Below are 25,413 nucleotides of genomic sequence, written 5' to 3'. Positions count from 1 at the left end.
CGCACGGCGCATGGGTAACGTCGCGCAATGGACCTGCACAGCCGCTACCCCGCGATTTCCGACCTCAAGGCCCGCGCCCGTTGGCGTATCCCGCATTTTGTGTGGGAATATCTGGACAGCGCAACGGGGATAGAGGCCACACAGGCACGCAACCGGGCGGCGCTGGATCAGGTCTTGCTGAACCCATCGATCCTGCACGGAGAGTTTGACCCCGACCTCTCGACCAGCCTGTTGGGGCAGACCCATCCTCTGCCCTTTGGGATCGCGCCGGTGGGCATGTCCGGCCTGATCTGGCCGGGGGCGGAAAAGATGCTGGCGAGGACTGCGGCGAAAGAGGGGCTGCCGTTCACTTTGTCGACTGTGTCCACGCAACTGCCCGAGGATATGTCCACTCATCTGGGCGAGCATGCCTGGTTTCAGCTTTATCCGCCACGCGACCCGGACATCCGCGACGATATCCTCAAGCGCATCAAGGAGGCAGGGTTCTCGACACTTGTATTGACCGTTGATGTCCCCGTCGCCTCTCGGCGGGAGCGGCAGACGCGCGGAGGCCTGACCAATCCGCCAAAGCTCACACCACGGCTGGCGATGCAGGCGGCGATGTGTCCTTTCTGGCTGAACGGTATCCGCCAGACGGGAATGCCGCGCATGAAGCTGATGGATGATTATTCGGAAAATCGCAGCGCCCTGCCCTCCAACAAGCATATCGGCTATCTGCTGCGCACCTCGCCTGGCTGGGATTACTTCAAATCCCTGCGCGAGGTGTGGGACGGGCCTCTGATCGTCAAGGGCGTGGGTCGCGCCGATGATGCGGCTAGGCTGACGGATGAAGGTGCAGATGCGATCTGGGTCAGCAACCATGCGGGGCGGCAGTTTGACGGCGGGCCTGCCACGATTGAGACGTTGCCTGCGGTGCGCGCGGCGACGAATTTGCCGGTCATCATGGATAGTGGGATTGAGGGCGGGCTGGATGTGCTGCGCGCGCTGGCGCTTGGCGCGGATTTCGTGATGCTGGGCCGTGCGTTTCACTACGGTTTGGCCGCCTTGGGTGAGGTCGGGGCCGCGCATGTTGTCGATATTCTGCGCCAGGACATGATCAGCAATATGGGGCAATTGGGCACAAAGACGCTCAAAAACCTGGGCGACTGCCTGCGGACTACCCAGTAATCGTTATAGACGCTCCCGGATTTGCCCCTTAGGAATGCTGCAACTGCGAAGGGGATAACAATGGCCGAGTTTAACAAGATCCTGATTGCCAACCGCGGCGAGATTGCGATCCGCATCATGCGCGCCGCAAACGAGATGGGCAAGAAGACGGTCGCGGTTTTTGCGGAAGAGGACAAGTTGGGTCTGCACCGCTTCAAGGCGGACGAAGCGTATCGGATCGGCGAAGGGCTCGGGCCCGTCGCGGCCTATCTGAGCATTGATGAGATCATTCGCGTGGCCAAGATGTCCGGCGCAGATGCCATTCATCCCGGCTATGGGTTGCTTTCGGAGAACCCCGATTTCGTGGATGCTTGTGCGGCCAATGGTATCACCTTCATCGGCCCCAAGGCCGAAACGATGCGCGCCTTGGGTGACAAGGCCAGCGCGCGGCGTGTCGCCATTGAGGCAGGCGTGCCTGTGATCCCTGCCACCGAAGTGCTGGGCGATGACATGGCGGCGATCAAGAAAGAGGCAGCTGAGATTGGCTATCCCCTGATGCTCAAAGCGTCCTGGGGTGGAGGCGGGCGCGGCATGCGCCCGATCTTTTCCGAAGACGAACTTGAGGAGAAGGTGCGTGAAGGTCGCCGCGAGGCCGAGGCTGCCTTTGGTAATGGCGAGGGTTATCTCGAAAAGATGATCACCCGCGCGCGTCACGTGGAGGTGCAGATCCTCGGCGACAGTCATGGCGTGATTTATCATCTGTGGGAGCGGGATTGTTCCGTCCAGCGGCGCAACCAGAAGGTCGTGGAGCGCGCGCCTGCTCCATATCTGAGCGGCACCCAGCGCGAACAATTGTGCAATCTGGGCAAGAAAATCTGTGCCCATGTGAACTACGAATGCGCAGGCACTGTTGAGTTCCTGATGGATATGGATTCAGGCGAGTTCTATTTCATCGAGGTGAACCCCCGCGTGCAGGTTGAACACACCGTGACCGAAGAGGTGACGGGCATCGATATCGTCCGCGCGCAGATATTGATTGCGGAAGGCAAGTCGCTGGTTGAGGCTACGGGATGTGCTTCGCAATACGATGTGAAGCTCGACGGCCATGCCCTGCAGTGTCGGGTCACAACCGAGGACCCGCTGAACAACTTCATCCCCGATTATGGCCGTATCCAGATGTATCGCTCGGCCACCGGCCCGGGCATCCGTCTGGACGGGGGCACGGCCTATTCGGGCGCTGTGATCACGCGGTATTACGACTCGCTGCTGACCAAGGTCACTGCCCGCGCACCCACGCCGGAAATGGCCATTGCGCGGATGGACCGGGCCTTGCGCGAATTCCGTATTCGCGGGGTCAGTACAAATATCGCCTTTGTCGAGAACCTGCTGAAACATCCGACCTTCCTCAATAACGAATACACGACCAAATTCATTGATGAGACGGCGGATTTGTTTGATTTTGAAACCCGCCGCGACCGGGCCACGAAAATCCTGACCTATATCGCGGATATCACCGTGAACGGGCATCCGGAAACCGCGGGGCGCCCACGCCCTGCGGCGGATGTGAAGCCACCCAAGCCGCCCGTCAAACCAACCACGGATGTACCACCGGGCACGCGTGACATCCTTGATGCGTCGGGGCCGCAGGCTGTCGCGGATTGGATGCGCGACCAGAAACAGCTTTTGATCACAGACACCACGATGCGCGACGGGCATCAATCGCTGCTGGCCACCCGCATGCGCTCCATCGACATGATCAATGCGGCCCCCGCTTACGCGACGAAGATGAGTGGGCTTTTCAGCGTTGAATGCTGGGGTGGTGCGACGTTCGATGTGGCATACCGCTTCTTGCAGGAATGTCCCTGGCAGCGCCTGCGCGACATCCGCGCGGTCATGCCCAATATCATGACGCAGATGCTGCTGCGCGCCTCAAACGGCGTGGGATACACGAACTATCCCGATAATGTCGTGCAGGCGTTCGTGGCGCAGGCGGCGGCGTCTGGCGTTGACGTCTTCCGCGTCTTCGACAGCCTCAACTGGGTCGAAAACATGCGCGTGGCGATGGATGCCGTGATCAAGGCCGAAAAGGTCTGTGAAGGCACGATTTGCTACACCGGCGACCTGATGGACCCGGCCCGCGCCAAGTATGACCTGAAATACTATGTCGCTATGGCCAAAGAGCTTGAGGCGGCGGGCGCGCATGTGCTGGGGCTGAAGGATATGGCCGGGCTGATGAAGCCTGCGGCAGCCACGGCATTGGTCAAGGCGTTGAAAGAAGAGACAAATCTTCCCATCCATTTCCACACGCATGACACATCCGGGGCGGCGATTGCGACGGTCCTCGCGGCCTCGGCCGCTGGTGTGGATTGCGTCGATGGCGCGATGGACGCACTGTCGGGAAACACCTCGCAGCCCACCTTGGGATCGATCGTCGAGGCCTTGCGCGGGAACGAACGTGATACGGGACTCGATATTGGGGCGATCCGCGAGATCAGCAATTACTTCGAACAGGTCCGCGCGCATTACGCGGCCTTTGAAAGCGGGCTGCAGGCCCCGGCCTCCGAGGTTTACCTGCACGAAATGCCCGGCGGGCAGTTCACCAACCTCAAGGCGCAGGCCCGGTCTTTAGGTCTGGAGGAACGCTGGCACGAGGTGGCGCAGACCTATGCCGATGTGAACCAGATGTTCGGCGATATCGTGAAAGTCACGCCGTCCTCCAAGGTCGTGGGTGACATGGCGCTGATGATGGTCAGCCAGAACCTGACCCGCGCGCAGGTCGAGGACCCGAAGGTTGACGTCGTCTTTCCCGACAGCGTCGTCGACATGATGCGCGGCGCGCTCGGCCAACCGCCCGGTGGCTGGCCAAAGGCGATCCAGGAAAAGATCCTCAAAGGCGAAATGCCGATGACTGAGCGGCCGGGCAAGGCGCTGAAACCTGTGGATCTGGAAGCAACGCGCGCCGATGTGTCCGCCCAACTGGACGGGCAGGAAATCGATGACGAGGACCTGAACGGCTACCTGATGTATCCCAAGGTCTTCCTAGATTACGCGAAACGACACAATATCTACGGCCCCGTTCGCACCCTGCCCACGCGCACCTTCTTTTACGGGATGGAACCGGGGGAAGAGATCGCGGCCGAGATCGACCCCGGCAAGACGCTCGAAATCCGGCTGCAGGCAGTGGCGGAAATGAATGAGGATGGCGAGGTCAAGGTCTTCTTTGAACTCAACGGCCAACCGCGCACGATCCGCGTGATGAACCGCCTTGCTGCTGCTGAAAAGGTGCAGCGCCCCAAAGCTGAAGACGGCAATGCAAACCATATCGGCGCACCGATGCCCGGCGTTGTTGCCTCGGTCGCCGCACAGGCGGGCAAACCGGTGAAAGCGGGCGATCTTCTGTTGACCATCGAGGCGATGAAGATGGAGACCGGCATTCATGCAGAGCGTGACGCTGTGGTCAAAGCCGTGCATGTTCAAGCCGGGGGACAGATTGATGCGAAGGATTTGCTTGTCGAACTGGAATAGAAAGGTCGGGGCAGCCTTGGTCGCCGCGAGCTTCAGCACCGTCGCACATGGCCACGAACCACCTCTGCCATTTTGCATGTTGTCAACGCATCGCGCAGTATCCGCGCCAGAGGTTGCGCAGACCTGGCCCCTGGTCGTCCGCAATGCCTTTCGCGAAAGCGGCGCCGCTCACCCCACGCTCAGCATTTCGTTGCTGATCACGGTTGAACAAGGTGACAGCCCGTCATGCGTTGCCGTCTATCTCGTTGAAGACCTGGTCAGATCGTCGGACGGTGTCATCACTGGCAGGATCGTCCCAACAAACAGGGACTATTCGGTGTTCTTCAACGAAAAGACTGTCGTTGAGCCACGAATGATTGTCGATTGGCGATATGCCGAGGACATCAACGGGCCGCGTTATGGCGATTTTCTAGCCCGCTCTATCACGGACAAGACGCAGCTTGAGGCGTCGGGACTTAGCGCTAATCCTGTGCCACCACATTGGAAATGATCGGGTGTTTCGCTGCCATACTGCTTCGCGTCGTAAGGTGATTTTTCGATGACAAGACGCCTTGCTCTGCTCTCCATCCTCGTGCCGGAATATGATGCCGGGATCGCGTTTTTCGTGGACAAACTCGGATTTGATCTGCTGGAAGACACCGATTTGGGGGACGGCAAACGCTGGGTGCGTGTCGCGCCGACCGGGGCCGAAACGGCCTTCCTCTTGGCGCGCGCCGTCGGGGAACGGCAGGTTGACGCCATAGGCAATCAAGGCGGCGGGCGCGTGTGGCTGTTTCTGCAGACCGACACATTCGATGCAGATCATGCCCGCATGGTTGCAAGCGGTGTGGATTTTGAGGAAGCGCCCCGCGAAGAGCCTTATGGGAAAGTTGCAGTCTTCCGTGATCCATTCGGTAACCGCTGGGATTTGATTCAGTTCAAGAGGTAGGCCATGGAGAAGGTGCTGGTTCTGACCGATCTACACATCTGCGCCCCGGACGCTCGGATTGTGGGGCTAGATCCATCGCAGAGGCTGAGGGCCGCGCTGGATGCGGCGCTGACACCACATCCCGATGCGGCGGGGCTGATCCTCATGGGTGATCTGACCCATCACGGCGACGCTACCGAATATGCCGTTCTGCGCGAAGTTCTCGCGCCGGTGTTGGTGCCAGTCATGCCGATGCTGGGCAACCATGACAGGCGAGATGCCTTTCTGGCGGCTTTTCCCCATGCCCCACAAACGCAAAGCGGTCATGTGCAGCAAGCTGTTGATCTCGAAACGCACCGGGTCATCACGCTTGATACGCTTGACGGGCCACCCTACCCTGAAGGGCATCATGGCGGCAGGCTCTGCGCGGCCCGCCTTGCATTTCTTGAGAACGCTCTTGAGGACAAGGGCGCGCGCCGCGCTCTTGTTTGTATGCACCACCCGCCGATCACGACGGGCATTCCTGGTATGGATCAAATCATGCTCGCTAATGGTGACGTGGTGTTGCGGCTTCTGGCGCAATTTCCAGATACCCACCTTCTTTTAGGTCATCTACATCGCACGATCTCGGGCAGAACGGGCGGCGTCTCCTGGACCATACTGAAGAGCCCTTGCCATCAAGGTGTGCTGGACCTGCAGTCTTTTAATGCGCACCTGTCGACAAATGAGCCGGGAGCCTACGGGGTCGTTCTGATGAGCAACGACAGCACCATTGTGCACAGCGAAGATGTGGATGTGCCGGGGCGGCAGGTCTTTGGCGGCTACGGCTGAGCGTGACGTCACTGACAAAAAATGTGGCCTGGTAAGGTTTTTTGGGCTTGCGAACGGGCTGAAGTGTTTATAGATCACCCCTCACGAAACGGAGTGCGGGCGTAGCTCAGGGGTAGAGCATAACCTTGCCAAGGTTAGGGTCGTGAGTTCGAATCTCATCGCCCGCTCCAATTTCCACAACAAGGCAGTATTAGATCAACGTTTGCGGCGCGGTCGCAAATGAGAAATTCCGCTTGTAAGATTTCTTTCGTGTGCTTTGCCGATAGCAATAGCGACTGCCTTCCAACACCCCACCAGATCACAGATCGGTTGTCGCCTGATGATCGCAGGTCGCTATCAGATCAAGCAAGACATGACCTCTCGATCTCTGACGAAATGACTGCAACATCCGATATCCGCTAACGCTTTGAAACCTCTCACATGAAGCCGCATAGCGTTTCCGATACCGCGTTAACCGGCAATCTCCGGCATGGTCTGATCAGCGCCTTCAGGCAGTATGTCCACAAAAGTAGGCATATCCGCGAAATGGCGGATCGGGGGCCGGGTCTGCGTCTCAAAGGAGGAGGGCAGGCCTGCGTGAGACATGGGCCGGCTGGACATTGTCAACAATACCCAGCCGGATTTGTATGAATCTAACCTGCGGCCTTTGCGCTGAAGACGCATGGCGCTGCTTTAGTGCCATCCCTGCGCGCAAATCACGCGGCGGGTTGTGGCGGAATGCGTTGTGGTTTCGCAAATTGGGACGATGCCGTCGTACTTCGCGCAAATGGTGACCGTGCTTGCGAGTCGGCCTCGTACGCCGCCAGAGTGGCGCCAACCCGCATCCGCGCGGCAAGTGACGGGATCCGCACCCGACCTTCCGGAGTGGCGGGCAAGGCATGCTCTTCCACCAATTCCGCTGCGATCAGTTCCTCATCTGCGAGTTCCTCTTCCAACGCATCCCAGGCATCGGCTGCGATTGCGGGCGCGTCATCCAATTCCACGATCGGCTCATCCAGAACCATCGGCGCATCGTCAAGCATCATGGGTGGCTCGTCAGGCAGCGCCTCTTCGGCGATGTCAGCAGCCGTGTTTTCCGCCACGCGCGCCAGCATGTCTGCGGTCTTGACGACCGATGCCATCGCCAACTGCCCCACAAGCGACGGCGCCGTCTCGACCCCGACAAGCGCATAAAGGCTGGGGATCAGGTCATAGAGGTCGTCGGTCTCTTCACGTGACCGGTCGGTCATCAGAATCGCACTGATGTAAGGATTCTGGCGCTCACCAGACAAGGCGACGGTATGTGTCATCTCGCCCTGAACCTGCTCATCCATGACAAGAAGATCGATCGTGTCTGAACGGACGAGCATTTCCGCAGCAGCGCGCGTATCGACACAAAGGATTTGAAACCCCTTCTCAATCAGCGCCCGCGAACTGGCAACAGCGGCATTAGGATCGTGACGTAAAATCAAAGCGCGCATCGGATTCTCCTGATATATGGCAGCGATTGCGGGCACGTTACGCCGCGAAAACTTAAAACTTGCTGAAAAGCCGTCAGAGTTTTTCCGCTCTCTTGGCCCCTGCCCCGGATGCGCCTATAGAGACGCGCAAAGAAAAGGAATGGCGATGCGCACGGCAACGATCACACGTAAGACGGCAGAGACGGATATCTCTGTGACCGTGAACCTTGACGGGACCGGAGAGTATGACAACCAGACCGGCGTCGGGTTTTTTGATCATATGCTGGATCAATTGTCGCGCCATGCGCTGATCGATATGCACGTCAGGGCCGCTGGCGATCTGCATATTGATGACCACCATACGGTGGAGGATGTGGGCATCGCGCTGGGTCAGGCACTGACACAGGCGCTCGGCGACAAAAAAGGTATTCGCCGCTATGGGTCCTGCCATTTGGCGATGGATGATGCGCAGGTACGTTGCGCGCTCGACCTGTCCGGGCGGCCTTATCTGATCTGCAATCTCGACCTGCCCTTCGGCAAGATCGGCACGTTTGATACCGAATTGGTGCGCGAGTTCTTTCAGGCGCTCAGCACCCATGGCGGCATCACGCTGCATATCGACCGTTTGCATGGGTTCAATGCCCATCACATTGCAGAGGCTGCGTTTAAGGCGGTTGCTCGCGCCTTGCGTGAGGCGGTTGAGACGGATCCGCGCAAGGCTGATGCCATCCCCTCCACGAAGGGCAGCCTATGACCACGGCCCTTGTCGATTACGACAGCGGCAACCTGCATTCCGCCCAAAAGGCGTTTGAGCGGATGGCGGCGGAGGTTGGCGCGGGGTCGATCATCGTGACGGCGGACCCGGATGTCGTCTCCAAAGCCGACCGGATCGTGCTGCCGGGTGATGGCGCGTTTCCCCATTGCCGGGCGGAGCTTTTTGCCCGGTCTGGATTGGCCGAGGCGATCATTGAGGCTGTGACGGTCAAGGCGCGGCCTTTCTTTGGCATCTGCGTCGGCATGCAGATGATGGCGACGACAGGCCATGAATATGAACCGACACCCGGCTTTGACTGGGTGGCGGGCGACATCCGGCGGATCGCGCCTGACGATGCCGCGTTGAAAGTGCCGCATATGGGCTGGAACGATCTGGTGATCGACCATGCCCACCCGGTGCTGGAGGGGATCACCACGGGCGATCACGCCTATTTCGTGCATTCTTATGCGATGGATGTGACCAACCCGGCAGAGCGGCTCGCACATGTGGATTATGGGGGCGACGTGACGGCCATCATCGGGCGCGACACGATGATCGGCACGCAATTCCACCCCGAAAAGAGCCAGCAGGCCGGTCTGCGGATGATCGGGAATTTCCTGAAGTGGGCGCCTTAGCGCGGTTCGCAGAACGTCTCGTTCAGCAGTTGTTGCAGCGCTGTGGCGAGGTTGGCATCGCGCAAGGGTGATCCGTGGCAGGACAGCAATATGGTCGGCGGGCGTAGCGCTAGCTGCTGTTCGACCCAACGGCAGAATTTCCCGCTATCCTTGATCCCGTATTTCGGGAAGGTGCCCAGCATGGATGGCACGTCGGCCTCCTCGCCAGCCGGATACCGCTTGGTGCTAAACGCGTCGGTCACGACCCAGGCAACCTCGTCCTCCTCCGTAATCTCCCACCAGACTTCCCCGGTCTTGAGGCCCTCTGGCTCCAGCACGCGGGTTCCTTCGGGCAATTGCGGGGCGAGTGCGTTTACGTCCGAAAAGGCTAACCCCGTGATCTTTTTCAACCGGGGTGCGGCGGCTTTTGAGGACATGAGTGCGGCATGCGGGAACGCCGCAACATGCTCCTTCAGACCCATATTGTGGTAATGGTTCGGCGCGAGAAGCACGGAGATGTCGCCCTGATTAACTAGCGCCGTGTGTGCCTGCTGCGCCAGACCCGCGATGGGGCTGTAGAGACAATAGGTTTCGTCTTTGAGGCGCAAGGCGAAGGACGTAAGCTTTGCAGATTGCAAAAGATAGACGCCGTTGAGGCCCAACGCGGGCGTGAAAGGCAACTTCATGTCTGCTCCAATGCGGCGAGGTTGGCGCAGACCATGTCCACCAGATAGCGGCCTGCCTGATTTGATTGCTGCGCCCGGTTCTGAGCGTGGATACCCATCACGGCGGAGACGAGCGCTTTGGCGAGGGTGCCCGGATCAAAGCGCGCGGGCTGCCCGGCGTCTCGTTCCAATGCCATGCGGAAATGCGCCTCAAGGGCCGCCCAATACGCGCGAGCGGCTTCGTCGAGCCTCTCGCTTTGGACGCGGGCATTTTCGATGCCGGTATTGACGATCAGACAGCCGAAATCGCTGGAGGTGAGCGAGCCATCCGTCACCAGACCGCGAAAGAAGGCCATCACTTCAGCGATGCCGCCCGTCTTCATCGGCGAGAATTCCTCGGTCATCGCAGCGTCGGCATAATAGCGCAGCGCTTCAAGATAAAGCCCCTCTTTCCCACCAAATTCGGACCGGATGGCGAACTGGTTCAGGCCTGTCAGCCGCTCCAGCTCGCGCACGCCCAGCGCCTGATAGCCGTGCTGCCAGAACGCCATACAGGCTTTGGCAATCGCATCGTCGCGGTCATATGATTTGGGTCGCGCCATTTCTATACGATTGCATAGAAATAATTCCAATGCAAGTGCATAGAAACAGGATTCCGCCAAGACCAAAGAAGATCTGATGACTTTTCCGCCAATTCGCCCATACTGCGCGCAAAAGAAAAATCAGGAGCAGTTCATGTATCACCGACGCTTTGTCATCGGCGCACTTGCGGCCCTTGCCGCCTGTGGCCGCCGGGAAGACAACACGCCCTCGCGCGCCAACAACGATATCCCGCTTTACCCCAATGAGACGCCGGAATTGCGGCAGTTGATCAACAAATATGCGGAGGTCCATGACATCCCGGTCACCTTGCTACACAGGGTAATCGTGCGCGAAAGCACCCACCGCCCCTGGGCGCGCAACGGCCCCTATTACGGGCTGATGCAGATCCTGCCAGAAACGGCGCGCACGATGGGATATCGCGGATCACCGGAAGGGTTGCTCGATGCCGAGACAAACCTGATTTATGCAGGCCGGTACTTGCGCGGGGCATGGCTCATCTCGGACGGGGACGAGGCCACGGCGGTCAGCTGGTATGCGCGCGGCTATTACTACGAGGCGAAACGGCGCGGCATGCTGGTAGAGACGGGGCTGCGTCCGGGCTAGTTCCGCAATCGCAGCCCCCGCACCATGTAGAGCCCCACGATTGTGCAGAGGGCGAGGACAGCCCCCATCGCCAGAAGGCGTGGATGGGTCCAGTCGACCTGATCGGGAAAGCGCGCCATTTGCAGCCAGAGGCAGGGCAAAGCAAGTATTAAAAATGGCGCACCGATCCGCACACGCTCAAACGCGCCTTCGGCAGCAGAGAAAAGCAGGATCAAACCAACCGCCGTCATCCAACCCGCTATCGTGCGCGCGGTCAGCGGCGTAATCACGAAAGCTTGCGGCGCCATGAAATGGGCTGGATTGACGAAGGTATAAAGACCCTCTGCCGTGATCAGCAAGCCAAGCAGGATCAGCAGGCTGCGAAAAGCCACGATCATAGGCTGGTGGTTCGGGACCGCCTGCTGCCTGCGCCATTGCAGCAGGTAAAGGATGCCAAAGGCGAAGGGAGGCGTGAAGTAGCTGACATACCACAGCCAGAACGCTGGTGTGCCATGTCGGAAACTGGCCCAGTGTAGCCACGTCGCGACCAGCAACATCGCGGTAAAGACCAATGCTGGGATTACGACGACGCGGACGCGTTCCCAGCTTCTGGCGAATATGCCAAGGATCAGGATTGGCGCGATGGCCAGATAGAACCCGCCAATCATTGCCGCTGTGACGGGCGGCTGAATGCTCCAGGCGAAGTTACTGGCCGAATTCGCCGGGTCATAGGCGACCGAGACCAATCCGAATGAGGCAAAAAGAACCTCAATGCAAAACCAGATCCGCAATGCGGGCAAGACCCTGGACCCTTCGGGCATCATGTACTCGTCTTCCTGTCAGTTGCTTGCAATGTGAGACCCGCCGCACACAGAAGCAGCGCGAGAATGCCCAACCAGGAGAACGCGGCAGGGCTGAATGGGCGCAGGACCGAGAGATGCCAAAGGCTTGCCATCAGGGCGAAAGCTGCAAAGACGGCAAGCCCTGCAGCCGGAATATGCGTGTCGGCACGATCCTGCGCCATCGCCATCATGATTGCGGCAACAGCAAATGCCAGAAATGGACCGGCATAGATTTGGGCCAGAAACACGCTGATCTCCCACGGCCAAAGCAACATGCCAATGCGCGGGGTGATCAACAGAACCAGCGCAAATGCGACACCACACAAACCAATGGACGCCAAAAAGCTACGCAGCGCGATTGGCAACGGGTTGTAGTGAACACCCTGTGACGCATGCCAGTAGCGACGCAAAAGAACCGCGACAACGACAGGGCACATGCCATAAAGCACGAACCAGAACCACGACACCTGAAACGGCAGCGGCAACCAAACGATGCCCCAAAGCGGGCCAGTGCGGTCCGGCACAGAAAAGTCGAAACGCTCCAGATGGAAAAGCGAGACCAGCAACAAGAATCCGGTGAAGAGCCCTGCAACAACAACCGGAATGCGTGTGGCCGAGAGCGTCCGGGCACGCGCGGCCAGAACCATCATGACCATGCCGCCCAGATAAAGGCTGGCGATTGTCCAAAGGTGCAAAGGTGGCGCATGAAATGGCAGGCCCGGGTTCTGGCCCATCAGATGCGCAGCATATGTGAAGACGGCGACCCAACCGGCAAAGAACGCACCGATCCAAAACAATATGCGATGCGCGCGTGTAGGCGCAGCGTGGTTGTGCGTTCTGTAGACTGGCAGCATGTCCCAACGTCCCGATCCTGATGGAACGGGGTTTGAGCGCCGACTCCTATTGCTGGACCATGCGCAAATCCTGTTCCCTGCAGACTATACGCCGCAGGGACGAGGTTTATTCACGGCGACAATTATCGACGAGTGGGATCGAAGGGCATGCCTTCTGAAAATGTTTGCCCGCCCCCTATGGCGTGACAGGCGTCGCACACATTCAGGAAACGAGGGGCTCAGTTCGCCCGGGTCCAGGTGCCGCCATCGCGACAAATGCCAAATACGCAGCCCGAAACCGCAAGTGAATTGCCGCTCAACTGCAGGCGCGAGTTATAGGTGCGGTCGCGGTCGGGTGCGTAAATCTTGCCCCTATAGGCGCCGCCGCCTTGAGGCAACATCTCGGAAATGATCATGCGGCCATCATGCTCTGTCGAGATCGTGTTGCCGCTTGCATCGAACGACTGCACCAACCGCCCGCAAAGCGCATTGCCGCAAGGGGCGACCTGAATGATCCCGGAATTGCCATTGTCATCGCGCGCAGTCTGCCAGCGCCCTTCCAAAGGGTCCGCAAATGCGGAAGTGGACAGAGCGATCAGGGCTGCAGCTGCGATTTTGAGGGTTTTCATCTTTCAGGTCCTCCCATTTGTTGCGGCAAGGATGCGCGGTTCTTTCGGGGGCAATCAAGTCTGCATGTGACGTGACGCTGCGTTGCAATTGGTGGCCCCGCAGGCGTAAAGACGGGGCAAACCTCTGAAAGGCACCGCATGATCCTCTACCCCGCAATCGATCTGAAAGACGGTCAGGCCGTGCGCCTTGTCCATGGCGATATGGATCAGACGACGGTCTTCAACGACGACCCGGCAGCACAAGCGAAAGCCTTTGTGGCTGCGGGGTGTGAATGGCTGCATCTGGTTGATCTCAATGGCGCTTTTGCCGGTGAGCCGGTGAATGCCGCACCCGTTGAGGCGATCCTGGCCGCTTGCCCTGTGCCCGCACAATTGGGTGGCGGCATTCGGGACATGGCCACGATTGAACGCTGGCTTGGTAAGGGGCTGGCGCGGGTCATCCTCGGCACGGTCGCAGTCGAGAACCCGGAACTTGTGCGAGAGGCTGCACGCGCCTTTCCCGGTCAGGTCGCGGTTGGCCTTGATGCGCGCAACGGCAAGGTGGCCACGCGCGGATGGGCGGAAGACACTGACGTGATGGTTACCGATCTCGCCCGGTCATTCGAGGATGCCGGGATCGCCGCGATCATCTACACTGACATCCTGCGGGATGGGGCGATGAAGGGGCCAAATGTGGCTGCGACAGCCGCGTTGGCAGAGGCCGTTGATATTCCGGTCATTGCATCCGGCGGCGTGTCATCGCTGTTTGATCTGCAGACGCTGAAGGAGACCGGTGTGATCGCTGGTGCCATTTCGGGCCGGGCGCTTTATGACGGGGCGATTGATCTGGGTGCGGCGCTGACACTGCTCAAGGACGCGGCATGAGCTACGTTCGTTTCATTCCCCTGCCGGCAAGCAGTGCTTTGCACCAGCGGCGCGTGCCGGGTGATTTCCTGGATTGCTACGCGGTGCATGCTGACACGACACCGCGTACCGCAGCGGAGGTGATCACGGATTTTCCCGGCTGGGCACAGTTTCTGCTGCTGATCCGCCGGATCGTCACGGCGCCGTTTGGTCTGGACAATGACGGACCGGATGTGCCTGACAAGGTCGGGCCATTCCCCGTTGAAAGCGAGAGTGAGACGGAACTCGTCGCCGGATTTGACGACAAGCATCTGGATTTCCGTGTCTCGGTGATGGCTCAGGACGGTCAGGTCAGCCTTGCGACATGGGTGTCGCCCCACAATATCGGGGGGCGACTTTATCTTGCGGCGATCATGCCGTTTCACATTGCGATTGCCCGCAATGCTTTGGCGCGGGTTGCTAAGGCGCAATAGCCTTGTCGGTCAGCATGTTGAGTGCACCGTTCATGCGCCCGATGACCTCTGCGCTCATATCAACGCTGAGCCCGTCCAGCAGCGTCTCGGCGGTTTCATAGCTGATTGCCACGCTGCCGTCCGCCGCCTCATGCACAAGCACACGCAAAGGCAGCTGCAGGCCCGCGACGATATCCATGTTCATCACAGGCGTTCCCAGACGTGGATTGCCAAAGATCAAAAGCTGGGCCTCCGGCATCTCCAGATCGACGCTCGCGGCACCCGCCCCGTGATCCACGCGGGCAAAGATAGTGGCCCCTGCCCCGTTCACCGCTGCTTCGAGCGCGTCCATCGTCTCTGCCACCGTTTTAGGTGAGGGTTTTGAGACAAGCTCTGCCGCCGCTTGTGTCGCCGAAAGCCCGATCAGGGCGGTTGCAATGAGGTATTTCATAAGTTGCTCCCAGTTCCAGTGGCCAACGCCTATCACCCCCCTCTTCCCATTTCCCGCCTTTCCGCCTAGAGATCACGCCATGTTGAAGACCCGCATCATCCCCTGCCTCGACGTGGCCGAAGGCCGCGTGGTGAAGGGCGTGAATTTCGTCGATCTGGTGGATGCCGGCGACCCGGTCGATGCCGCCATTGCCTATAACGCGGCGGGTGCGGATGAGCTCTGTTTTCTCGACATCATGGCGACGCAGGAAAATCGCGGGACGATGTTCGACCTCGCGACGCGGACCGCAGAGCAGTGCTTCATGCCCCTGACTATCGGTGGCGGCGTGCGGACACACCATGACGTCCGCGATCTGTTGCTGGCCGGTGCCGACAAGGTCAGCTTTAACTCCGCCGCGGTCGCCGACCCCAATGTGGTGGCCGAAGCCGCGATGCGCTTTGGCTCGCAATGTATTGTCGTGGCGATCGATGCGAAGACGGTCGCCCCGGGGCGTTGGGAGATCTTCACCCATGGCGGGCGACGACCCACGGGCATTGACGCTGTGGCGTTCGCCAAAACCGTTGTTGACAAGGGCGCGGGCGAAATCCTTCTGACCTCGATGGACCGGGACGGTACGAAAGCCGGGTTCAACCTGCCGCTGACGCGCGCAATCTCGGACGCCGTGGACGTGCCGGTCATCGCATCGGGGGGCGTCGGAACGCTCGACCACCTGGTCGAAGGCGTGACTGAAGGCGGCGCGTCTGCCGTGCTCGCCGCGTCGATCTTCCATTTCGGCACCTACACAATCGGGCAAGCCAAGGCCCATATGGCTGCGGCGGGTATTCCGGTGAGGCTGTCATGACGCTGGATGATTTGGCTAAGGTGATTGCAGCGCGCAAAGGCGCTGATCCTGACAGCAGTTGGACCGCGCAATTGCTGGCCAAAGGGCCAGAGAAATGCGCCGAGAAGTTCGGGGAAGAGTCGGTTGAAGCGATCATTGAGGCGGTCAAAGGTGATCGCGCCGGTCTGACCTTGGAAGCGGCGGATGTGCTTTACCACCTGCTTGTGATGCTGGCCGCCTGCGATGTGCCACTTGATGCCGTGATGGACGAATTGGCCAAACGGAAGGGCCAATCCGGGATCGCCGAAAAAGCCGCGCGCCCTTAGAGCTTTGACGACACGCGCCCGGTAACAAAACCGCCCATCCGCAGCTCGTTATGCAAGCGCTGATACTCGATCTTCGGACAGCGGTTCTGGATAACGTCAACGCGGCGTGCTTCGGCCTTGGCCGCAGCCTCCGCATTCTCCACGCCAATCTGCATCCAGATGGTCTGCAATTCCGGCCAACGTGCTAAGGCTGCATCCACAATCGGCGGCACAGCCTCGGACCGGCGGAAGATGTCGACCATATCCACATCATCAGGGATATCCGTGACATCGCCATAGACCTCCTCACCCAGCAGGGTCTGCCCGGCCAGCCCCGGATTGACCGGGATCACACGATAACCTTTCAGGCCCAGATAGCGCGCCACGTAATAGCTGGGCCGCACCGGATTGGCGGAGACGCCCACAACGGCAATCGTCTTGGTCCGCTCAAGAATCCCGCGCAGATGATCATCCGTGTAAGTCATGGCACCCTCGTATCAGCACAAAGCGCGACAAAAAAGCGCCCGGTTCGAACCGGGCGCAAGGTATGGAACGAGGGACAGTGAGCCGAAACGCATCTGTTCCAGAAATGCGTTTCCAAGCCATCATGTAAGAAGTAGGCAGCGCTCAAAGTAGAGTTGATCAGCGAAACGTGAACGAAGCGTTAAGCTACCAATGCGCGGCCCGCCAATGCGCGTCAGCCATGGCAATGAAGCGTTCTGGGTCTTTGCGCCATTGATCACGGGCAGGAACGGAGTGTGTCAGGTACAACCTGCCCTGGTGGATGGTCCACGCATCCGGATCGCTGGGCGACCATTGCCCGTTGATGAGCGACATCGCACAATACCCGCCATAGCGTGGTGCAAAGGCGCGCGGCGCCGCCTCAAAGGCGGCCATGTTGGTGGCATTCTCAAACCGCCAGATCGCCTTCCGCCACATCAGGCGATACGCATCGCGACCGGCGATCGGCGCATCGTTCCGGAAGTAAGACACCGGATCGATCCCGTGAATGGCATAGCCATCTTCCGCAAACACAGCCGCAGGCGTGGCAAAAGCTTTGTTGCCCGCTAAGGCGGTGGCGGCAAAAGCGCCAAGAAAGGATCGTCGTGTGATCATGGATAGGACTGCTCCGATAACGCCTGTTGCGCCTCAAGATGCGCGCAGATTGCGCCTCTGCCTACCCACCTCGCCAAGCCGTGAGCGATGTTGAAAGGGCGTCAGTCAAAGACCTCGTCCACCACATCCTCAAGCACGTCCCAAAGACCCGACATCACTTTGCGCCCGAAGCTTTTGCTTTTGCGGCGTTTTTTGGGACGGCGGACATAGTCGTCATCGTAGTCGCGGTGGTACTTCTTTGTCTCTTTGTAGCCATGCTTTGTTACCTTGCCGTGCTTTGACACGGCCTCTTTTGGTAACATTTTCATCGCATGGATCGGCGCGCCGCAATTGCTGCAGGTCAGCTCATGCCGCTCTTTGCCGCGCAAAACCAGCGCGGCACGCGTCCCGCAATAACAACATGTGGTAATCTTCGTTGCGCCCATTGCATGCCTGCCTTCTTCTCAGCCTCGGATAGCATATAAGGCCACTGCGGCGGCATTCGAGACGTTGAGAGAACCAAAAGCGGCCGCCGCATCGATTCGGACAAGCTGATCGCAGGTTTCCTTGGTTTTGTTGCGCAGGCCCGGCCCTTCGGCACCGAGGACAAGTGCCAAAGGCCGATCGCGTTTGCCCTCAATTGCGGCCTCAATCGTCTGCTCCGCCTCGCCATCAAGACCCAGCACGAGATAGCCCATATCCCGTAGCGCGATCATCGCATCAGCCAGATTGCGGACCCGCAGATAGGGTTGACGCTCCAAAGCCCCGCTTGCCGTTTTGGCCAGCGCGCCGGTCTCGGGCGCGGAATGCCGTTGAACCGCGACAACCGCGCGCGCACCGAAAACCTCCGCTGACCGCAGAATTGCCCCGACATTATGCGGGTCCGTCACCCGGTCAAGCAGGATGATCCGTGGCGGCATCGGCCCCTCGCCGACGGCCACGTCCTCCAGCCGCCCCCAATCAAGCGGCTTGACCTCAAGTGCCGCCCCCTGATGGACCGATTGCGGGTCGATCGGTGCCGCGAATTTCCGGGGGTCGGAGATTTCGGGGGAGAGGCCCCCTGCCGCGACCGCCTCCCCCAGCCGGTCCAGCGCATTGCGGGTCACGATCAGACGCAGCTTCTCGCGCTTGGGGTTGAGCAACGCATCCCGCACCGCGTGCAAACCAAAGAGCCAGACCGTCTCTTGCGCGGCGGCCCGTTTCGCCTGTTCCTTGGCGATCACCCACTTTGGCTTCTTCATGTTCGGTTCCCGTTTGGTCAGCCTCAAATGGCGCGATACCCCACATGGCAGACCAAGTGAAGGGCCGCGACTTTTGCGGTTGACGGGCTTGGGGGCGGCAGTTAATCAGCCCGTCAGTGGGCGACAGGCCGCAAGGTGTGGCAGGGGACTGTAACTCCCTCGCGGAGACGCACGCCTGGTTCGATTCCAGGGTCGCCCACCATCTCCAATTCTTTTGGCAGAAAAACCCTCTAACACCTTGAAAGATAGGGTTGTTTTTGTGGCTCTAATACTCTCGTGCCGACTGTATACCAATGGCTGTGCAAACGTCAAATTCAGGACATTTCGCTCAAGAGCGAATTCCAATTTTTCCATTATTTTATAATGACTTGAGATGATTGCATAGCGTGTTCGAACGTCTTGCTAAGGTGTCCTCTTTCACGCCAAGACCGTTTGTGCGTTCGGAAAGCACTCTGCACCTGAAAGTTTCCGTTGTGCGGGCTTGCGGACAGATGCGAATTCAGATTCTGGTGCTGCAAGGACAACTCTCGTCAGCCGGCCGACATCTCAAAACTGCGGTCCATCGGTTGGGAGCTACAGGATGGACTGGAGGAAACCTTGATGAAATCAATGAATTACTTCGTCCGCAACAAGACCCGCCTGGTTGAGATGCTTGGGGACTAACTATCGCGAAGACAAACTACGCAGTCGGACCCTTCAGCGATCCGAGCCGGTTTCAGGGGGATCATCGTAAACCGACCAACCGTAATCCCCCTTGCTCTCGGGCAGGTCTTCCTGGCGCAGGTTCCCGGCCAGATAAGTCTTAGCGATGAAGTTTGCCGTAATCGGTGCTGTCAGGAACAGGAAAAGCGTGATCAGGAGTTCGTGGATCGAGATGTGCCCGGTTTTGGCATAAAAGAAGATCATTGAGGCGATCAGGACACCACCGACACCCAGTGTCGTGGCCTTGGTTGGCGCATGCAGTCGCTGCAACGGATCTTTGAGTTTTATCAGCCCGTAAGAGCCGACAAAACCAAAAATGCCGCTTATCACAAGCGCCAGTGAGATCAAGAGTTCCGCAACAAAGCCCATCAGATCCCCCTATTCGATAATGTCGCCGCGCAGGATGAAGCGACAGTAAGCAACCGTGGAAACAAAGCCGACCATCGCAATCAGCATTGCGGGTTCAAAGTAAATCGCAGAGCCACGCCAGACCCCGTAAAGCACCAGAAGGGCGATCACATTGATCACCATCGTATCCAGCGCGAGGATACGGTCCGCGGGATCAGGGCCAATTGCGATGCGCCAGAGATCGAGCAAAAGCGCCACGCCATAACAGCCAGCTGCGAAGACAAGAGCGTATTCAATCATTGAAAGATCTCCAAAAGGCGGCTTTCGTAGCGGGACTTGATCGCGTCGCGGACGCTGTCTGGATCATCGGTATGCAGGCAGTGCACGAGGATCGCATTGCAATCGGCGGCAAGCGTTGCGGACACCGTTCCGGGGGTCATGGTAATTGTTCCGGCCAGAACCGTGATCGCCTCGGCCGAGGTCAGCTCAAGCGGAATGGGGATCCATTGCGAATGGATTGTCCGTTCACGCTTGAACAGTATGATCATGGCAACTTCGACATTCGCCACAACGATATCCCACAGCACGATCAGCATGTATTCGACGATCTTCAGCGGGCGCGAGATGGCTGGACGATTGGGCCAATAGGCTGCGGTGACAATCGGAATGATGAGACCGAAGATCGAGCCGAGGATCAGGTTCCCCAAGGTGAACGTGTTCACAAGGCCAATCCAAACCAGAACCAGTGTCAGGCTCAAAAGCGGGTGCGGGATCAGACGGTGCAGCATCGGTCAGCTTTCCCCCTCTGGATTGGCGCCCAGAACCGCATCAACATAACCCGCCCGATCGAAAAGCTGCGCGGAGGTGTCATCAAGATAAGCCGCCACCGGGCCGGCAAAGACCGCGAGAGCCCCCAGAAGACCAAGCGCCAGCATCACCGGGGCGATCTGCATCGTTGTCGCAGGTGATAAATGCGCGCTGGCACCACCCTGAACATCGTCTGTCGGCACCGCGACTGAAGTGGACTTCCAGAAAAGCGTGCTACCTGCGCGGCCGAAGCCCACGATCGTGAAAAGCGACCCGACAAGGACTGCCGACCATGCCCAGCCGATAACACCCGGCTCTCTCAAAGCGTCGAGGACCAGAAGCTTGCCGAGAAATCCGCTGAGCGGCGGCATGCCGGCCATGGCTATGGCGGCGGCAAAGAAAAGTGCTGCAAAAAGGCCGTTTTGGGCAGTGACGGGCTGTGCGCTCAGTCGGTCACCGGACCGACGTGTGACGACAAGATCAGCGATCAGGAATAGACACGCCGCGGCAAAAGTCGAATGCACCATGTAGTAAAGGGCGGCAGTGGTCGCTGTTGTCGAGAAGGCAGCAACCGCCACCAAGAGCGTCCCCATCGACCCTACGACAGAAAACGCGATCAACGGCAGCAGGCGACGCGCGCCAAGCACCCCGAAAGCCCCGACAGCAATGGTCATGATCGCAGCGGGGAAAAGCCACGTTCCCGCCAAATCCTCGGTCCCTGTGATACCCGGCCCGAACGCGGTCGTGTGGACCCGCAGGATTGCATAGGCCCCGACCTTGGTCATGATCGCGAAGAGTGCCGCCACCGGAGCGGGGGCGTTGGCATAGGTCATGGGCAACCAGAATTGCACGGGGAAAAGTGCCGCCTTCACCGCAAAGACGACCATTAAAAGGATCGCCGCAACCCGGACAAGTGCAGCCTCTTCGGGGGGGATCTCAGGTATGCGGGTGGCGAGATCCGCGATGTTGAGCGTGCCGGTCGAGGCATAAAGTGTGCCGAGCGCGAACAGAAAGAGCGTTGATCCGGCAAGGTTCATCACCACATATTGCAGACCCGCGCGCATCCGGTCTTTCCCGCCGGAATGGATCATCAACCCATAAGACGCGATGAGCAGCACCTCGAAAAAGACGAAAAGGTTAAAGACATCGCCAGTCAAGAACGCGCCGCAAATACCCATCAATTGAAACTGGAAAAGCGCATGGAAATGGCGCCCGCGCGCGTCCCACCCCGTCGCGATTGCGTGGATCAGAACGATCAGCGCCAGTGTCGATGTCAGAAGCACCATGAGCGCTGAGAGGCGATCCAGCACCAGCACAATGCCAAATGGCGCGGGCCAGTCGCCCAGCCGATAAACATGTGTTGTGCCGTCGGCTGCCGCCATGGCAAGGCCCACGGCCACAGCCAGCAATATGACTGTGCCCGCGACCGAGGCAGTTCGCGCCAGTGTGATGTCGTGCCGCATCACAAATCCGATCAGCGGGGCAAGAAGCGCGGGCAGGAAGACGGGCAGGATGATCCAGTGCATCAGGCGCGCTCCTCGGCTTCCAACGCGTCGTCGCGCTCACCCTCATGCGGGTCAATGTCGATGCGGTCGCTTTCAGATTCCAGAAACGCGCCTAGCCCCATCATCACCAGAACGGCTGTCATTCCGAAAGAGATCACGATGGCCGTCAACACCAGTGCCTGCGGCAGTGGATCGGAATAGCTGGCGTCACCATAAGGCGACAGGATCGGCGACTGATCGATGGCAAGCCGTCCACTGGCAAAAAGAAAGACGTTCACCGCATAGGACAAAAGCGCGAGACCAATAATAACAGGGAACGTCCTGAGACGCAGCAGAAGATAAACCCCGCCCGCTGTCAGAACACCGATGCCGCTTGCGACGATAAACTCCATCTCAGCGCTCCGGTTCTTCTTTAAGGTGATTGGCCGGATTGTAATCCATTGGCCTCACGTTCACCGTCTCCCCGGCAAAGCGGGCGATGCGACTAAGGCTATAGAGCATCAGCATCACCGCCCCGAGCACCGTCAGGAAAACGCCAAGATCAAAGATCATGGCGGTCGCCAGCTCAAACTCTTCGATGGGTGGAAGATGCACGTAGGTATATGCACTCGTCAGGAAAGGTGTACCGGCCAACCATGAACCCGCGCCCGTGAGCGCCGCGATCACCACGCCAAGACCGATCATCGTGTGGTACTCAATCTTCTTGCGTTCTTGGGTCCAGGCAAAGCCGGACGCCATGTATTGCATGAGCAGCGCGATAGCGATGACCAGACCTGCGACAAAGCCACCGCCCGGCTCATTATGACCACGCAGGAAGATATAAAGGCCCACGACAATCGCGATGGGCATCAGAACGCGCGTGACGACAACCATCATCAACGGGTGTCGGTCGCGGGAAAGGTCCCGAGAGAAATCCATGTTCTTCAATCGTCGCCCTGCCGGTCCATCAAGCAAGGCGTGCATCAGCGCAAAAATCACAAGACCCGCAATCCCCAGCACGATGATCTCGCCAAAGGTGTCGTAGCCGCGAAAATCAACGAGGATAACGTTGACGACATTGGTTCCGCCGCCGCCTTCATAGCTGTTGGCGATGTGGTAATCCGAAATCGTGTCGATATCGCGCATCAGGAACGCATAGGCGAGCGCAGCCACGCCGCCGCCAGCAGCGACCGCGATAGCCGCATCGCGCAGTTTGAGGCCCAGCGGGCTCTCCTTCGGCGTCACTTTCGGCATGAAATGCAGTGCGAGCAGCAGCAGCATGATCGTCACCGTCTCGACCGAGATTTGGGTCAGCGCAAGGTCAGGCGCCGACAGATAGGCGAAACCAGCAGAGATCGACAATCCGATGATCCCGATAAGGACCAATGCGCGAAAGCGGTGGTGGTGCATGATCACAACCGAAATCGTGGCGACAATAAGCATGACCCAGCCCACGGCAATGACCGGCGCCACTGGTAACATCTCGCGTGTCGGCGCAGACAAACCGCTTGATGAATAGGCGACCCAGCCAAGGAACACGGACGTGACTGTGAAGATGGCGAGGTAACGACTGATCGCACCGTTGTGGCTGATCTCGGAAATGGCCCGGCTCACGGCGACGATGAAGGCGACCAGTTTGTCGAAAATGACCTTCGCTTCGGGTCTTGGTGCTGCAATCCAGGCCTTGTCGAGCGGTCGGTGCGCAAACAGCAGCATCGCACCGCCGACGATGGCAATGACAGACATCCACAATGCCGGGGTGACGCCGTGCCAGATCTTCAGATGCGGATGCAGATCGGCGCCCGTCACAGCACTGGCCGCCGCCGTCACTATGCCTTCGGCAAGGAACGGGGCCACGCCGATGACAATCACCATGACGACCAATAGTGCCGGTGCGGCCCACATCCCAAACGGGGGATCATGCGGGGTGTGCGGGTAATCGTCTCGTACCGGTCCGAGGAAGACATGCGCCACAAATCGGAACGAATAGGCGACCGACAAGAGCGCACCAATCGTCGCCAGCACCGGCACCGCGTAATGACTACCCAGCCAGTCGGTATGCGATGCCTCTTCCAGCATCATCTCTTTCGAAAGGAACCCATTCAAAAGCGGGATGCCTGCCATCGAAAGCGCCGCCACCGTGCCGATGACGAAGGTGATCGGCATCAGATGCCTGAGACCGCCAAGTCGCTTGATATCGCGGGTATGTGTTTCGTGATCGACGATGCCCGCAGTCATAAAGAGTGCGGCCTTGAACGTTAGGTGATTGATGATGTGAAACACCGCCGCGACCGCAGCTGCCTCGGTGCCGAAACCCAACAGCATGGTCAGAAGCCCGAGATGACTGACTGTCGAGAAGGCCAGCAACGCTTTCAGGTCGTCTTTGAAAAGCGCGATCAATGCCCCGACCACCATGGTGACAAGGCCCGTTGTGGCCACGATATAGAACCATGCATCCGTACCGGAAAGCACGGGCCACATGCGTGCCATCAGAAAGACGCCGGCCTTCACCATCGTGGCCGAATGAAGATAGGCCGAAACGGGCGTGGGCGCGGCCATGGCATGCGGCAGCCAGAAATGGAACGGGAATTGCGCCGACTTTGTAAAGGCGCCGAGCAGGATCAGGATCAGTGCAGGCAGATACCATTCGGACGCCCTGACTTCATCTCCGGCCTGCAGGATATCCGTCAGATTATAGCTGCCGACGATATTCCCAAGGATCAGCATCCCCCCGATCATCGCAAGCCCGCCCGCACCGGTCACAGTCAGCGCCATCCGCGCACCCTGGCGCCCTTCTGGCAGGTGTTTCCAATAGCCGATCAGCAAGAAAGACGAGAGCGAGGTAAGCTCCCAGAAAATCAACAAAAGCAGGATGTTGTCGGATACGACAATGCCAAGCATGGCACCCTGAAATAGCAGCAGATATGTATAAAACTGCCCCATCGGATCATCGCCCGACAGGTAGAAGCGGGCGTAGAGCGTGATCAGAAACCCGACGCCAAGGATCATGGCGCCAAAAAGCAGCCCCAAACCGTCAAGGAAGAAAGAGGCCGAAAGACCAAGCTGTGGCAGCCATTCAATCTGCGCCTGAACGATTTCTCCGCGCAAGACCGCCGGTGCCAGGATAAGCAGCATGATCAGAGCCAGCAGCGTCGGCACCGCCGTTGCAATCGCACAGGCATTGCGCCCCGCCCGGATCATCAGACCCGGTAGCAACGCCCCCGCAAAGGGCAGCAACGCAATGATGAAAAGGAGAGTCCCCCCGTGGCTCATGGAATGGCCCTGTCCGTGTTTATTATTGAAGCAATGCTTAGCCGGTGCAGCAAGGCACCACAACCATGCGTTTTGCCTCGAAGCCAAGGCTGTGCTTCAGAACATCGCTGAAGTCACGGGCTAGTGAATGCCAAGTTGGCCAAGTTGAGGCTGCTGGGAGCATCATCATTCTTCGCAAGGCAGATACTTGCCATTGTCATGACCGAAATTGCATCGCTGCAA

The 25,413-nt window shown here is 59.0% G+C and carries 29 protein-coding genes and 2 tRNA genes; 14 read left to right on the top strand and 17 right to left on the bottom strand.

What is annotated here, in order from left to right; all coding sequences use genetic code 11:
• The first annotated feature begins 27 nt into the window (after positions 1 to 27).
• The 6 genes from SLH47_RS02865 (at position 28) to SLH47_RS02840 (ending at position 6,579) form a co-directional block, all read left to right on the top strand.
• The gene (locus tag SLH47_RS02865; RefSeq protein WP_320237831.1) at positions 28 to 1,167 is read left to right on the top strand and encodes an alpha-hydroxy acid oxidase; all 1,140 of its coding nucleotides are present in this window, start codon (positions 28 to 30) and stop codon (positions 1,165 to 1,167) included.
• Between the two features lie 60 nt (positions 1,168 to 1,227).
• Complete coding sequence (locus tag SLH47_RS02860; protein WP_320237830.1) at positions 1,228 to 4,671, top strand: pyruvate carboxylase; 3,444 nt, start codon at positions 1,228 to 1,230, stop codon at positions 4,669 to 4,671.
• Between the two features lie 76 nt (positions 4,672 to 4,747).
• Positions 4,748 to 5,161, top strand: a complete 414-nt coding sequence (locus SLH47_RS02855) for a hypothetical protein (RefSeq protein ID WP_320237829.1) — start codon at positions 4,748 to 4,750, stop codon at positions 5,159 to 5,161.
• Positions 5,162 to 5,209: 48 nt separating this feature from the next.
• On the top strand, positions 5,210 to 5,599 hold the full coding sequence (locus SLH47_RS02850; RefSeq protein WP_320237828.1) for a VOC family protein: 390 nt from the start codon (positions 5,210 to 5,212) through the stop codon (positions 5,597 to 5,599).
• Positions 5,600 to 5,602: 3 nt separating this feature from the next.
• Complete coding sequence (locus SLH47_RS02845; RefSeq protein ID WP_320237827.1) at positions 5,603 to 6,409, top strand: metallophosphoesterase; 807 nt, start codon at positions 5,603 to 5,605, stop codon at positions 6,407 to 6,409.
• Positions 6,410 to 6,504: 95 nt separating this feature from the next.
• A tRNA-Gly gene (locus SLH47_RS02840) sits at positions 6,505 to 6,579 on the top strand.
• Positions 6,580 to 7,104: 525 nt separating this feature from the next.
• On the opposite strand, the gene SLH47_RS02835 is transcribed toward SLH47_RS02840, so the two are convergent.
• Positions 7,105 to 7,869: an imidazoleglycerol-phosphate dehydratase gene (locus SLH47_RS02835; RefSeq protein WP_320237826.1), complete on the bottom strand. Its 765-nt coding sequence runs from the start codon at positions 7,867 to 7,869 to the stop codon at positions 7,105 to 7,107.
• Between the two features lie 145 nt (positions 7,870 to 8,014).
• Between SLH47_RS02835 and hisB the strand changes: the two genes are divergently transcribed.
• Together hisB and hisH are read left to right on the top strand one after the other, a co-directional pair.
• On the top strand, positions 8,015 to 8,602 hold the full coding sequence (gene hisB / locus SLH47_RS02830; protein ID WP_320237825.1) for an imidazoleglycerol-phosphate dehydratase HisB: 588 nt from the start codon (positions 8,015 to 8,017) through the stop codon (positions 8,600 to 8,602).
• On the top strand, positions 8,599 to 9,237 hold the full coding sequence (gene hisH, locus SLH47_RS02825; RefSeq protein ID WP_320237824.1) for an imidazole glycerol phosphate synthase subunit HisH: 639 nt from the start codon (positions 8,599 to 8,601) through the stop codon (positions 9,235 to 9,237). The genes hisB and hisH overlap by 4 nt, the downstream gene beginning before the upstream one ends.
• Here hisH and SLH47_RS02820 read toward each other — a convergent pair.
• Together SLH47_RS02820 and SLH47_RS02815 are read right to left on the bottom strand one after the other, a co-directional pair.
• Entirely contained in the window at positions 9,234 to 9,902 is a 669-nt protein-coding gene (locus SLH47_RS02820; protein WP_320237823.1) for a hypothetical protein, read from the bottom strand. The genes hisH and SLH47_RS02820 overlap by 4 nt on opposite strands.
• A complete protein-coding gene (locus SLH47_RS02815; protein ID WP_320237822.1) occupies positions 9,899 to 10,483 on the bottom strand; it encodes a TetR/AcrR family transcriptional regulator in 585 nt (194 codons plus the stop codon). The genes SLH47_RS02820 and SLH47_RS02815 overlap by 4 nt, the downstream gene beginning before the upstream one ends.
• A gap of 133 nt (positions 10,484 to 10,616) precedes the next feature.
• On the opposite strand from SLH47_RS02815, the gene SLH47_RS02810 reads away from it, so the two are divergent.
• On the top strand, positions 10,617 to 11,087 hold the full coding sequence (locus SLH47_RS02810) for a lytic transglycosylase domain-containing protein (protein ID WP_320237821.1): 471 nt from the start codon (positions 10,617 to 10,619) through the stop codon (positions 11,085 to 11,087).
• Here SLH47_RS02810 and SLH47_RS02805 read toward each other — a convergent pair.
• The 3 genes from SLH47_RS02805 to SLH47_RS02795 all read right to left on the bottom strand — a co-directional run bounded on the left by SLH47_RS02805 (position 11,084) and on the right by SLH47_RS02795 (position 13,370).
• Positions 11,084 to 11,887 carry a hypothetical protein gene (locus SLH47_RS02805; protein WP_320237820.1) on the bottom strand — a complete coding sequence of 268 codons (804 nt, stop codon included), beginning with the start codon at positions 11,885 to 11,887 and terminating at the stop codon, positions 11,084 to 11,086. The genes SLH47_RS02810 and SLH47_RS02805 overlap by 4 nt on opposite strands.
• Entirely contained in the window at positions 11,887 to 12,762 is an 876-nt protein-coding gene (locus SLH47_RS02800) for a hypothetical protein (protein ID WP_320237819.1), read from the bottom strand. Before SLH47_RS02800 ends, SLH47_RS02805 begins: the two co-directional genes overlap by 1 nt.
• 218 nt (positions 12,763 to 12,980) lie before the next feature.
• Positions 12,981 to 13,370 carry a DUF2147 domain-containing protein gene (locus tag SLH47_RS02795; RefSeq protein WP_320237818.1) on the bottom strand — a complete coding sequence of 130 codons (390 nt, stop codon included), beginning with the start codon at positions 13,368 to 13,370 and terminating at the stop codon, positions 12,981 to 12,983.
• A 138-nt stretch (positions 13,371 to 13,508) separates the two neighbouring features.
• Between SLH47_RS02795 and hisA the strand changes: the two genes are divergently transcribed.
• Positions 13,509 to 14,234, top strand: a complete 726-nt coding sequence (hisA, locus tag SLH47_RS02790) for a 1-(5-phosphoribosyl)-5-[(5-phosphoribosylamino)methylideneamino]imidazole-4-carboxamide isomerase (RefSeq protein ID WP_320237817.1) — start codon at positions 13,509 to 13,511, stop codon at positions 14,232 to 14,234.
• Positions 14,231 to 14,686, top strand: coding sequence for a DUF2867 domain-containing protein (locus SLH47_RS02785; RefSeq protein ID WP_320237816.1), 456 nt, complete (start codon positions 14,231 to 14,233; stop codon positions 14,684 to 14,686). Before hisA ends, SLH47_RS02785 begins: the two co-directional genes overlap by 4 nt.
• On the opposite strand, the gene SLH47_RS02780 is transcribed toward SLH47_RS02785, so the two are convergent.
• Positions 14,673 to 15,116 (bottom strand): DUF302 domain-containing protein, encoded by a 444-nt coding sequence (locus SLH47_RS02780; protein WP_320237815.1) that lies wholly within the window; start codon positions 15,114 to 15,116, stop codon positions 14,673 to 14,675. The two genes, SLH47_RS02785 and SLH47_RS02780, sit on opposite strands and share 14 nt — an antisense overlap.
• A 79-nt stretch (positions 15,117 to 15,195) precedes the next feature.
• On the opposite strand from SLH47_RS02780, the gene hisF reads away from it, so the two are divergent.
• Both hisF and SLH47_RS02770 read left to right on the top strand, forming a co-directional pair.
• Positions 15,196 to 15,957 carry an imidazole glycerol phosphate synthase subunit HisF gene (hisF, locus tag SLH47_RS02775; RefSeq protein WP_320237814.1) on the top strand — a complete coding sequence of 254 codons (762 nt, stop codon included), beginning with the start codon at positions 15,196 to 15,198 and terminating at the stop codon, positions 15,955 to 15,957.
• Positions 15,954 to 16,262: a phosphoribosyl-ATP diphosphatase gene (locus SLH47_RS02770; RefSeq protein ID WP_320237813.1), complete on the top strand. Its 309-nt coding sequence runs from the start codon at positions 15,954 to 15,956 to the stop codon at positions 16,260 to 16,262. The genes hisF and SLH47_RS02770 overlap by 4 nt, the downstream gene beginning before the upstream one ends.
• Here the strand turns inward: SLH47_RS02770 and SLH47_RS02765 are convergent.
• The 4 genes from SLH47_RS02765 to rlmB form a co-directional block, all read right to left on the bottom strand.
• Complete coding sequence (locus SLH47_RS02765; RefSeq protein WP_320237812.1) at positions 16,259 to 16,726, bottom strand: CoA-binding protein; 468 nt, start codon at positions 16,724 to 16,726, stop codon at positions 16,259 to 16,261. The genes SLH47_RS02770 and SLH47_RS02765 overlap by 4 nt on opposite strands.
• Before the next feature lie 184 nt (positions 16,727 to 16,910).
• A complete protein-coding gene (locus SLH47_RS02760) occupies positions 16,911 to 17,357 on the bottom strand; it encodes a YHS domain-containing (seleno)protein (protein WP_320237811.1) in 447 nt (148 codons plus the stop codon).
• Positions 17,358 to 17,458: 101 nt separating this feature from the next.
• A complete protein-coding gene (locus SLH47_RS02755; protein WP_320237810.1) occupies positions 17,459 to 17,782 on the bottom strand; it encodes a hypothetical protein in 324 nt (107 codons plus the stop codon).
• A gap of 18 nt (positions 17,783 to 17,800) precedes the next feature.
• On the bottom strand, positions 17,801 to 18,577 hold the full coding sequence (rlmB, locus tag SLH47_RS02750) for a 23S rRNA (guanosine(2251)-2'-O)-methyltransferase RlmB (RefSeq protein WP_320237809.1): 777 nt from the start codon (positions 18,575 to 18,577) through the stop codon (positions 17,801 to 17,803).
• A 118-nt stretch (positions 18,578 to 18,695) separates the two neighbouring features.
• Between rlmB and SLH47_RS02745 the strand changes: the two genes are divergently transcribed.
• Positions 18,696 to 18,779: transfer RNA gene (locus tag SLH47_RS02745), tRNA-Tyr, on the top strand.
• A 494-nt stretch (positions 18,780 to 19,273) separates the two neighbouring features.
• Here the strand turns inward: SLH47_RS02745 and SLH47_RS02740 are convergent.
• Genes SLH47_RS02740 through SLH47_RS02715 form a run of 6 tightly spaced genes read right to left on the bottom strand, consistent with a single transcriptional unit; the run spans position 19,274 to position 25,191 of the window.
• On the bottom strand, positions 19,274 to 19,648 hold the full coding sequence (locus SLH47_RS02740) for a Na+/H+ antiporter subunit G (RefSeq protein WP_320237808.1): 375 nt from the start codon (positions 19,646 to 19,648) through the stop codon (positions 19,274 to 19,276).
• A 9-nt stretch (positions 19,649 to 19,657) separates the two neighbouring features.
• Positions 19,658 to 19,927, bottom strand: a complete 270-nt coding sequence (locus tag SLH47_RS02735) for a K+/H+ antiporter subunit F (RefSeq protein ID WP_320237807.1) — start codon at positions 19,925 to 19,927, stop codon at positions 19,658 to 19,660.
• Positions 19,924 to 20,415 carry a Na+/H+ antiporter subunit E gene (locus SLH47_RS02730; RefSeq protein WP_320237806.1) on the bottom strand — a complete coding sequence of 164 codons (492 nt, stop codon included), beginning with the start codon at positions 20,413 to 20,415 and terminating at the stop codon, positions 19,924 to 19,926. Before SLH47_RS02730 ends, SLH47_RS02735 begins: the two co-directional genes overlap by 4 nt.
• A gap of 3 nt (positions 20,416 to 20,418) precedes the next feature.
• Positions 20,419 to 21,963: a monovalent cation/H+ antiporter subunit D gene (locus SLH47_RS02725; RefSeq protein WP_320237979.1), complete on the bottom strand. Its 1,545-nt coding sequence runs from the start codon at positions 21,961 to 21,963 to the stop codon at positions 20,419 to 20,421.
• Entirely contained in the window at positions 21,960 to 22,331 is a 372-nt protein-coding gene (locus SLH47_RS02720; protein ID WP_320237805.1) for a Na+/H+ antiporter subunit C, read from the bottom strand. Before SLH47_RS02720 ends, SLH47_RS02725 begins: the two co-directional genes overlap by 4 nt.
• Before the next feature lies 1 nt (position 22,332).
• A complete protein-coding gene (locus tag SLH47_RS02715) occupies positions 22,333 to 25,191 on the bottom strand; it encodes a monovalent cation/H+ antiporter subunit A (protein WP_320237804.1) in 2,859 nt (952 codons plus the stop codon).
• Between the last annotated feature and the right edge of the window lie 222 nt (positions 25,192 to 25,413).

Origin of the sequence: Cognatiyoonia sp. IB215182 (genome assembly GCF_033963905.1) — a bacterium.
Lineage (GTDB): Bacteria > Pseudomonadota > Alphaproteobacteria > Rhodobacterales > Rhodobacteraceae > Yoonia.
Note: the sequence above shows the minus strand (reverse complement) of the source record. Positions and strands in the feature narration are given on the sequence as shown.

Coding starts and splice junctions, on each gene's coding strand:
- SLH47_RS02865 (WP_320237831.1), top strand. CDS start 28: ATGGACCTGCACAGCCGCTACCCCGCGATTTCCGACCTCAAGGCCCGC.
- SLH47_RS02860 (WP_320237830.1), top strand. CDS start 1,228: ATGGCCGAGTTTAACAAGATCCTGATTGCCAACCGCGGCGAGATTGCG.
- SLH47_RS02855 (WP_320237829.1), top strand. CDS start 4,748: ATGTTGTCAACGCATCGCGCAGTATCCGCGCCAGAGGTTGCGCAGACC.
- SLH47_RS02850 (WP_320237828.1), top strand. CDS start 5,210: ATGACAAGACGCCTTGCTCTGCTCTCCATCCTCGTGCCGGAATATGAT.
- SLH47_RS02845 (WP_320237827.1), top strand. CDS start 5,603: ATGGAGAAGGTGCTGGTTCTGACCGATCTACACATCTGCGCCCCGGAC.
- SLH47_RS02835 (WP_320237826.1), bottom strand. CDS start 7,869: ATGCGCGCTTTGATTTTACGTCACGATCCTAATGCCGCTGTTGCCAGT.
- hisB (WP_320237825.1), top strand. CDS start 8,015: ATGCGCACGGCAACGATCACACGTAAGACGGCAGAGACGGATATCTCT.
- hisH (WP_320237824.1), top strand. CDS start 8,599: ATGACCACGGCCCTTGTCGATTACGACAGCGGCAACCTGCATTCCGCC.
- SLH47_RS02820 (WP_320237823.1), bottom strand. CDS start 9,902: ATGAAGTTGCCTTTCACGCCCGCGTTGGGCCTCAACGGCGTCTATCTT.
- SLH47_RS02815 (WP_320237822.1), bottom strand. CDS start 10,483: ATGGCGCGACCCAAATCATATGACCGCGACGATGCGATTGCCAAAGCC.
- SLH47_RS02810 (WP_320237821.1), top strand. CDS start 10,617: ATGTATCACCGACGCTTTGTCATCGGCGCACTTGCGGCCCTTGCCGCC.
- SLH47_RS02805 (WP_320237820.1), bottom strand. CDS start 11,887: ATGCCCGAAGGGTCCAGGGTCTTGCCCGCATTGCGGATCTGGTTTTGC.
- SLH47_RS02800 (WP_320237819.1), bottom strand. CDS start 12,762: ATGCTGCCAGTCTACAGAACGCACAACCACGCTGCGCCTACACGCGCG.
- SLH47_RS02795 (WP_320237818.1), bottom strand. CDS start 13,370: ATGAAAACCCTCAAAATCGCAGCTGCAGCCCTGATCGCTCTGTCCACT.
- hisA (WP_320237817.1), top strand. CDS start 13,509: ATGATCCTCTACCCCGCAATCGATCTGAAAGACGGTCAGGCCGTGCGC.
- SLH47_RS02785 (WP_320237816.1), top strand. CDS start 14,231: ATGAGCTACGTTCGTTTCATTCCCCTGCCGGCAAGCAGTGCTTTGCAC.
- SLH47_RS02780 (WP_320237815.1), bottom strand. CDS start 15,116: ATGAAATACCTCATTGCAACCGCCCTGATCGGGCTTTCGGCGACACAA.
- hisF (WP_320237814.1), top strand. CDS start 15,196: ATGTTGAAGACCCGCATCATCCCCTGCCTCGACGTGGCCGAAGGCCGC.
- SLH47_RS02770 (WP_320237813.1), top strand. CDS start 15,954: ATGACGCTGGATGATTTGGCTAAGGTGATTGCAGCGCGCAAAGGCGCT.
- SLH47_RS02765 (WP_320237812.1), bottom strand. CDS start 16,726: ATGACTTACACGGATGATCATCTGCGCGGGATTCTTGAGCGGACCAAG.
- SLH47_RS02760 (WP_320237811.1), bottom strand. CDS start 17,357: ATGATCACACGACGATCCTTTCTTGGCGCTTTTGCCGCCACCGCCTTA.
- SLH47_RS02755 (WP_320237810.1), bottom strand. CDS start 17,782: ATGGGCGCAACGAAGATTACCACATGTTGTTATTGCGGGACGCGTGCC.
- rlmB (WP_320237809.1), bottom strand. CDS start 18,577: ATGAAGAAGCCAAAGTGGGTGATCGCCAAGGAACAGGCGAAACGGGCC.
- SLH47_RS02740 (WP_320237808.1), bottom strand. CDS start 19,648: ATGGGCTTTGTTGCGGAACTCTTGATCTCACTGGCGCTTGTGATAAGC.
- SLH47_RS02735 (WP_320237807.1), bottom strand. CDS start 19,927: ATGATTGAATACGCTCTTGTCTTCGCAGCTGGCTGTTATGGCGTGGCG.
- SLH47_RS02730 (WP_320237806.1), bottom strand. CDS start 20,415: ATGCTGCACCGTCTGATCCCGCACCCGCTTTTGAGCCTGACACTGGTT.
- SLH47_RS02720 (WP_320237805.1), bottom strand. CDS start 22,331: ATGGAGTTTATCGTCGCAAGCGGCATCGGTGTTCTGACAGCGGGCGGG.
- SLH47_RS02715 (WP_320237804.1), bottom strand. CDS start 25,191: ATGAGCCACGGGGGGACTCTCCTTTTCATCATTGCGTTGCTGCCCTTT.